This is a genomic window from Streptomyces albidochromogenes, from assembly GCF_005981925.1.
Taxonomy (GTDB): domain Bacteria; phylum Actinomycetota; class Actinomycetes; order Streptomycetales; family Streptomycetaceae; genus Streptomyces; species Streptomyces albidochromogenes.
This window is the reverse complement of record NZ_VBVX01000316.1, coordinates 1-7,215: the sequence shown is the minus strand read 5'-3', so window position 1 is coordinate 7,215 and position 7,215 is coordinate 1. Positions and strand designations below refer to the sequence as shown.

Annotated in this window: 8 protein-coding genes; 6 read left to right on the top strand and 2 right to left on the bottom strand. The window is 72.7% G+C overall.

The window, feature by feature from the left end:
* Positions 1-13: 13 nt before the first annotated feature.
* Positions 14-844, bottom strand: coding sequence for a DUF3097 domain-containing protein (locus E2E34_RS28555; protein ID WP_138904775.1), 831 nt, complete (start codon positions 842-844; stop codon positions 14-16).
* Positions 845-871: 27 nt separating this feature from the next.
* The gene (locus E2E34_RS28550; protein ID WP_138904774.1) at positions 872-1,603 is read right to left on the bottom strand and encodes an MBL fold metallo-hydrolase; all 732 of its coding nucleotides are present in this window, start codon (positions 1,601-1,603) and stop codon (positions 872-874) included.
* 186 nt (positions 1,604-1,789) lie between these two features.
* On the opposite strand from E2E34_RS28550, the gene hrcA reads away from it, so the two are divergent.
* The 6 genes from hrcA to E2E34_RS28520 all read left to right on the top strand — a co-directional run bounded on the left by hrcA (position 1,790) and on the right by E2E34_RS28520 (position 7,212).
* Entirely contained in the window at positions 1,790-2,806 is a 1,017-nt protein-coding gene (gene hrcA, locus E2E34_RS28545) for a heat-inducible transcriptional repressor HrcA (RefSeq protein WP_138897583.1), read from the top strand.
* The gene (gene dnaJ, locus E2E34_RS28540; protein ID WP_028813498.1) at positions 2,807-3,940 is read left to right on the top strand and encodes a molecular chaperone DnaJ; all 1,134 of its coding nucleotides are present in this window, start codon (positions 2,807-2,809) and stop codon (positions 3,938-3,940) included. It abuts the gene before it with no gap.
* Positions 3,941-4,007: 67 nt separating this feature from the next.
* On the top strand, positions 4,008-5,090 hold the full coding sequence (locus E2E34_RS28535) for a nitronate monooxygenase (RefSeq protein ID WP_138904773.1): 1,083 nt from the start codon (positions 4,008-4,010) through the stop codon (positions 5,088-5,090).
* Entirely contained in the window at positions 5,087-5,830 is a 744-nt protein-coding gene (locus tag E2E34_RS28530; protein WP_138904772.1) for a 16S rRNA (uracil(1498)-N(3))-methyltransferase, read from the top strand. The genes E2E34_RS28535 and E2E34_RS28530 overlap by 4 nt, the downstream gene beginning before the upstream one ends.
* A gap of 94 nt (positions 5,831-5,924) precedes the next feature.
* Positions 5,925-6,284, top strand: coding sequence for a histidine triad nucleotide-binding protein (locus tag E2E34_RS28525; protein ID WP_138904771.1), 360 nt, complete (start codon positions 5,925-5,927; stop codon positions 6,282-6,284).
* 10 nt (positions 6,285-6,294) lie between these two features.
* Positions 6,295-7,212 carry a ribonuclease Z gene (locus E2E34_RS28520; protein ID WP_138904770.1) on the top strand — a complete coding sequence of 306 codons (918 nt, stop codon included), beginning with the start codon at positions 6,295-6,297 and terminating at the stop codon, positions 7,210-7,212.
* Positions 7,213-7,215: the final 3 nt, after the last annotated feature.

The window sequence follows — 7,215 nt, the reverse complement described above, 5'->3', positions numbered from 1 at the left end:
ACCCGCCCCCGCCTCAGTGGTCGGGCGCCGCCGTGACGAAGTCGATCAGCTCCTCGACCCGTCCCAGCAGCGCCGGCTCCAGGTCCCGGTACGAGCGGACCGAGCCCAGAATCCGCTGCCACGCCGCCCCCGTGTTCTCCGGCCAGCCCAGCCCCCGGCACACGCCCGTCTTCCAGTCCTGCCCCCGCGGCACCTTCGGCCACGCGGCGATGCCCACCGCCGACGGCTTCACCGCCTCCCACACGTCGATGTACGGGTGGCCGACCACCAGGACGCTCGCGTCCGTCACCTGCGCGGCGATGCGCGACTCCTTGGAGCCCGGGACCAGATGGTCGACCAGTACGCCCAGGCGCGCGTCCGGGGCCGGGCCGAACTCCGCGACGATCGCGGGAAGGTCGTCAATGCCCTCCAGGTACTCCACGACCACGCCCTCGATGCGCAGGTCGTCACCCCACACCCGCTCGACCAGCTCCGCGTCGTGACGCCCCTCCACGTAGATCCGCCCGGCCCGCGCCACCCGGGCCCGCGCCCCGGGCACCGCCACCGACCCCGACGCCGTACGCGCCGGGCCCCGTGCGGCGGCCGCGGACGGGCGGACCAGCGTGACGACACGGCCCTCCAGCAGGAAGCCGCGCGGTTCCATCGGGAACACCCGGTGCTTCCCGAAGCGGTCCTCCAGGGTCACGACCGGCCCCTGCGCCGTCTTCTCGCACCGGATCACCGCACCGCAGAAACCGGTGCCGACCTCCTCCACGACCAGATCGGCCTCGGCCGCAACCTCGGGAACGGGAGCGGTCTTCTTCCAGGGCGGGGTGAGATCCGGCCCGTACTGTCGGCTGCGCATTGGGCCGACGATAGTCCCGTCCCCTGGTCAGGACACGTCGAATCGCGCCGCCAGCGCGTCCCGCTGCGTCCGCACGTACGCCGCGTCCACCACCGCCCCGTGCCCCGGCACGTACGCCGCGTTCTCGCCGCCCAGCGCGAGCAGCCGGTCCAGGGCCGCCGGCCAGCGGGCCGGGTGGGCGTCGGAGCCGGCCTGCGGGGTGCCCGACTCCTCCACCAGGTCGCCGCAGAAGACCACCTCGGGGCTCCCCGGCACCAGTACCGCCAGGTCGTGGCCGCTGTGCCCGGGGCCGACGTTCGCGAGCAGCACCTGGCGGCCGCCGCCCAGGTCCAGCGTCCACTCGCCGCACACCAGGTGGTGCGGGGCGACCAGCACGTCCGTCGCCTCCGCCGCCTCGCCCCGCTCGACCCCGTGCCGCACCGCGTCGTCCCGCAGCTCGTCCCGGTCGCGCCGCATCAGCTCGTCGATGCCCACGGCCCCGTAGACCTGCGCGCCGGCGAACGCCGCCGTGCCCAGCACATGGTCGAAGTGAGGGTGGGTGAGCGCGATATGCGTCACTCTTCGCCCGGGTCCGAGCAGGAGCTGCGCCTGCCTGCGCAGCTCCACGCCCTCGCGCAGGGTCGCCCCCGTGTCGATCAGCAGCGCCCCGCCGTCGTCCCCGGCCACCAGGCCCACCGTCGCGTCCCAGACGGGCATGCGCCGGCGGCCGACCCCCTGTGCGAGCCGCTCCCAGCCTGCCTCTTCCCAACTGACGTCCATACCGCGACGCTAGTCCCATCACGAGGGACCTCGCCCGCTGAACAGGGCCGTCGCGCGACAACGTGACCGGCCGCCCTTGCCCCGGGCGTGCCTGCCCGCCGTACACTGGGCCGGGGACTGCTGGCACTCGCCCGCAGCGAGTGCCAGGCAGACGCCGAACGACCGACCAGCTGGAGGTGGTGCGAGATGCTCAGCGAACGCAGACTTGAGGTGCTGCGCGCCATCGTTCAGGACTATGTGGGCACCGAGGAGCCCGTCGGCTCGAAGGCGCTCACCGAGCGGCACAAGCTCGGCGTCTCCCCGGCCACCGTCCGCAACGACATGGCCGTCCTGGAGGAAGAGGGCTTCATCGCCCAGCCCCACACGAGCGCGGGGCGCATTCCGACGGACAAGGGCTACCGGCTGTTCGTCGACAAGCTCGCGGGGGTCAAGCCCCTGTCGTCGCCCGAGCGCCGCGCCATCCAGAACTTCATGGACGGGGCGGTCGACCTCGACGACGTCGTGGCCCGTACGGTGCGGCTGCTCGCGCAGCTGACCCGGCAGGTCGCCGTCGTGCAGTACCCGTCGCTGACCCGGTCGACGGTGCGGCACGTGGAGCTCCTCTCGCTGGCTCCCGCGCGCCTGATGCTCGTACTCATCACGGACACCGGCCGGGTCGAGCAGCGCATGATCGACTGTCCCGCGCCCTTCGGCGAGACGTCCCTCGCGGACCTGCGCGCCCGGCTGAACAGCCGGGTCGTCGGGCGCCGCTTCGCGGACGTGCCGCAGCTGGTGCAGGACCTTCCCGAATCCTTCGAGTCGGAGGACAGGGGTACCGTTTCCACGGTCCTCTCCTCCCTCCTGGAGACCCTGGTCGAAGAGACCGAGGAGCGGCTGATGATCGGCGGCACCGCCAATCTCACCCGCTTCGGACACGATTTCCCCCTCACCATCCGGCCGGTGCTGGAAGCGCTGGAGGAGCAGGTCGTGCTCCTCAAGCTGCTGGGTGAGGCAACGGACTCAGGCATGACCGTACGAATCGGGCACGAGAACGCCCACGAGGGGCTCAGCTCCACGTCCGTCGTCGCGGTCGGCTACGGTTCGGGCGACGAAGCAGTCGCCAAACTCGGCGTGGTCGGACCGACCCGCATGGACTACCCCGGAACGATGGGAGCGGTACGCGCAGTGGCACGTTACGTCGGACAGATCCTGGCGGAGTCGTAAGTGGCCACCGACTACTACGCCGTACTCGGCGTACGCCGCGACGCCTCCCAGGACGAGATCAAGAAGGCATTCCGGCGGCTGGCGCGTGAGCTCCACCCGGACGTGAATCCCGATCCCAAGACGCAGGAGCGTTTCAAGGAGATCAACGCCGCCTACGAGGTGCTGTCGGACCCGCAGAAGAAGCAGGTCTACGACCTCGGAGGCGACCCGCTCTCGCAGGCGGGCGGCGGAGCCGGCGGCTTCGGCCAGGGCGGCTTCGGGAACTTCTCGGACATCATGGACGCGTTCTTCGGAACCGCATCGCAGCGCGGCCCGAGGTCGCGCACGCGGCGTGGCCAGGACGCGATGATCCGGCTGGAGATCGACCTCAACGAGGCGGCCTTCGGCACGACCAAGGACATCCAGGTCGACACGGCCGTCGTGTGCACGACGTGTTCCGGCGAGGGCGCCGCACCCGGCACCTCCGCCCAGACCTGCGACATGTGCCGCGGCCGCGGTGAGGTGTCGCAGGTCACCCGGTCCTTCCTGGGCCAGGTCATGACCTCGCGCCCCTGCCCGCAGTGCCAGGGCTTCGGCACCGTCGTGCCGACCCCGTGCCCGGAGTGCGCCGGCGACGGCCGCGTGCGGTCGCGCCGGACGCTGACGGTCAAGATCCCGGCCGGTGTCGACAACGGCACCCGGATCCAGCTCGCGGGCGAGGGCGAGGTCGGCCCCGGCGGCGGTCCCGCCGGCGACCTGTACGTCGAGATCCACGAGCTGCCGCACGCGGTGTTCCAGCGGCGCGGCGACGACCTGCACTGCACGGTCACCATCCCGATGACGGCGGCCGCGCTGGGCACGAAGTGTCCGCTGGAGACGCTCGACGGGGTGGAGGAGATCGACGTACGCCCGGGCACGCAGTCCGGTCAGTCGATCCCGCTGCACGGACGCGGCGTCACGCACCTGCGCGGCGGCGGTCGCGGCGACCTCATCGTGCACGTCGAGGTCCTGACCCCGTCCAAGATGGACCCGCAGCAGGAGGACCTGCTGCGCCAGCTCGCGAAGCTGCGCGGCGAGGAGCGTCCCACGGGGCAGTTCCAGCCGGGGCAGCAGGGGCTGTTCTCGCGCCTGAAGGACGCCTTCAACGGGCGGTAGGCGCTCGCCTCCCAAGAGGCGGAAGCCTCGATTCGGCGCAGTGCGGAGGGCATGAAACTATGCGTTCATGTCCTCCGCACTGACCGATCTCTGCCGTTATCCGATCGTGCAGGCCCCCATGGCGGGCGGCGCTTCCAGTCCTCAGCTCGTCGCCGCCGTCTGTGAGGCCGGCGGCCTCGGGTTCCTTGCCGCCGGTTACAAGACCGCGGACGGCATGTACGAGGAGATCAAGCAGCTGCGGGGCCTGACGGGCCGGCCGTTCGGCGTCAATCTCTTCATGCCGCAGCCGAGCCACGTCGACCCCGCCGCCGTCGACGTCTACCGCCACCAGCTCGCCGGCGAGGCCGACTGGTACGACACCCCCCTCGGCGAACCCGACAACTGCGCCGACGACGGCTACGAGGCCAAGCTGGCCATCCTCATCGACGACCCGGTCCCGGTCGTCTCCTTCACCTTCGGCTGCCCCACCCGGCCGGTGCTCGACGCCTTCGCGAAGGCCGGCACCCTCACCGTCGTGACCGTCACCACGCCCGAGGAGGCACAGGCGGCGCAGTGGGCCGGCGCCGACGCCGTGTGCGTCCAGGGCATCGAGGCCGGCGGCCACCAGGGAACGCACCGCGACGATCCGAAGAACGACGGCAGCGGCATCGGTCTGCTCTCCCTCGTCGCGCAGGTGCGCGAGACCGTGCAGCTGCCGATCGTCGCGGCCGGCGGCCTCATGCGCGGCGCGCAGATCGCGGCGGTCCTCGCGCTGGGAGCGGACGCGGCGCAGCTCGGCACCGCGTTCCTGGTGTGCCCGGAGTCCGGCGCCAACGTCCTGCACAAGCAGGCCATGACCAATCCGCTGTTCGTCCGCACGGAACTCACCCGGGCGTTCTCCGGACGCCCCGCGCGCGGCCTCGTCAACCGCTTCATGCGCGAGCACGGCCCGTACGCCCCGGCCGCCTACCCCCAGGTCCACCACATCACGTCCGGCCTGCGCAAGGCCGCCGCCAAGGCGGGCGACGCGCAGGGCATGGCGCTGTGGGCCGGGCAGGGGCACCGGATGGCGCGCGAGATGCCGGCCGGGCAGCTGGTCGAGGTCCTGGCGGCCGAGACCGACGCGGCGCGCGCGGCGCTGGACCTGCGGGGCGCGGGCGGTGCGGTGTGACCGCTCCGGTGTTCGTCGTCGACGCCGTACCGGCGAAGGGCCGGTTCGTGCTCGAAGGCCCCGAGGGTCGGCACGCCGTCTCGGTGCGGCGGCTGCACGCGGGGGAGCACGTCGTACTGACCGACGGGCGCGGCACCGGCGCGGCGGCCGTGGTGCTGGCGGCCGAGGGCAAGGACCGGCTCGTCGTCGACGTGACGGACGTGACCGCCGAGCCGCAGCCGGCGCCGCGCATCACCGTCGTACAGGCGCTGCCCAAGGGCGACCGGGGCGAGGTGGCCGTGGAGACGATGACGGAGACCGGCGTCGACGCGATCGTGCCGTGGCAGGCGTCCCGCTGCATCACGCAGTGGCGCGGCGACCGGGGCGCCAAGTCCCTCGCGAAGTGGCGGGCGACGGCGCGGGAGGCGGGCAAGCAGTCGCGCAGGCTGCGCTTCCCCGAGGTCGCCGACGCGCTGACGACCAAGCAGGTGGGCGCGCTGCTGGCCACGGCGGACTTCGCGGCCGTCCTGCACGAGGACGCGTCGGTGGGCAGCGGGGCGCTCGCCACGGCGGGCCTGCCGGACGCGGGCTCCATCGTGCTGGTGGTCGGGCCCGAAGGCGGCGTCTCGCCCGAGGAGTTGGCCCTGTTCGCGCAGGCGGGCGCGAAGCCGTACCGGCTGGGAAGCAGCGTGCTGCGTACGTCGACCGCCGGGACGGCGGCGGCGGCGCTGCTGCTGGGGCGCACGGGCCGCTGGTCCTGACGCGGGCTCGGCGGGCGCGGGGCCCGGCACGGATAGCATGCGGCCATACTTGATCAGTACATCCTGATCAGCCGGAACCGAGGAGGCCAGGACCATGGCGGGTGAACCCCAGGCAGACTGCCTGTTCTGCAAGATCGTGGCGGGGGACGTGCCGGCGACGATCGTCCGTGAGACGGAGACGACCGTGGCGTTCCGCGACATCAACCCCCAAGCGCCGACGCACGTCCTGGTCATCCCCAAGGCGCACCACCCGGACGCCGCCGCGCTGGCCGTCGCCGAGCCGCAGGCCCTCGCGGACGTGCTCGCCGAGACGGGCCGGGTCGCCGCCGAGGAGAAGATCGACGGCACCGGGTACCGCGTCGTCTTCAACACCGGTTCGGGTGCGGGCCAGACCGTCTTCCACGCGCACGCGCACGTCCTGGGCGGACGCGGCCTCAACTGGCCGCCCGGATAGGGCCGCTCCTGTGTCCGCACGAGAACTGGTGGTCCTCGGCACCGCGAGTCAGGTCCCCACCCGGCACCGCAACCACAACGGCTACCTCCTGCGCTGGGACGGCGAGGGCATCCTCTTCGACCCCGGCGAGGGCACCCAGCGCCAGATGCTGCGGGCCGGCGTGGCCGCGCACGACATCAACCGGATATGCGTCACCCACTTCCACGGTGACCACTCGCTCGGCCTCGCCGGAGTGATCCAGCGCATCAACCTCGACCGCGTCCCGCACCCCGTCACCGCCCACTACCCGGCGAGCGGGCAGCGCTTCTTCGACCGGCTGCGGTACGCCACGGCCTACCGCGAGACGGTCCGGCTGACCGAGGCGCCGGTCGCCGGGGACGGGGCTCTCGCGACCGGGCCCTCGTACGTCCTCGACGCGGTCAGGCTGTCCCACCCCGTCGAGTCGTACGGCTACCGGCTCACCGAGCCGGACGGGCGCCGCATGCTGCCCGCGCTGCTGGCCGAGCACGGCGTCAAGGGCCCCGACGTCGGCCGCATCCAGCGCGAGGGGCGGATCGGCGACGTCACGCTCGACCAGGTCAGCGAGGAGCGGCGCGGGCAGCGGTTCGCGTTCGTCATGGACACCCGGCTCTGCGACGGCGTGCACGCCCTCGCCGAGGGCTGCGACATGCTCGTCATCGAGTCGACCTTCCTCGACGAGGACGTGGCACTCGCCGCCGAGCACGGCCACCTGACGGCCGGCCAGGCCGCCAGGGCGGCGCGCGACGCCGGCGTACGCCACCTCGTCCTCACCCACTTCTCGCAGCGCTACAACGATCCCGAGGTCTTCGAACGGCAGGCCCGCGCGGCCGGTTTCGACGGCGAGCTGACCGTCGCCGCCGACCTGCTGCGGGTGCCCCTGCCCAAGCGCCGCCCCCTGAAGCCCTGAGCC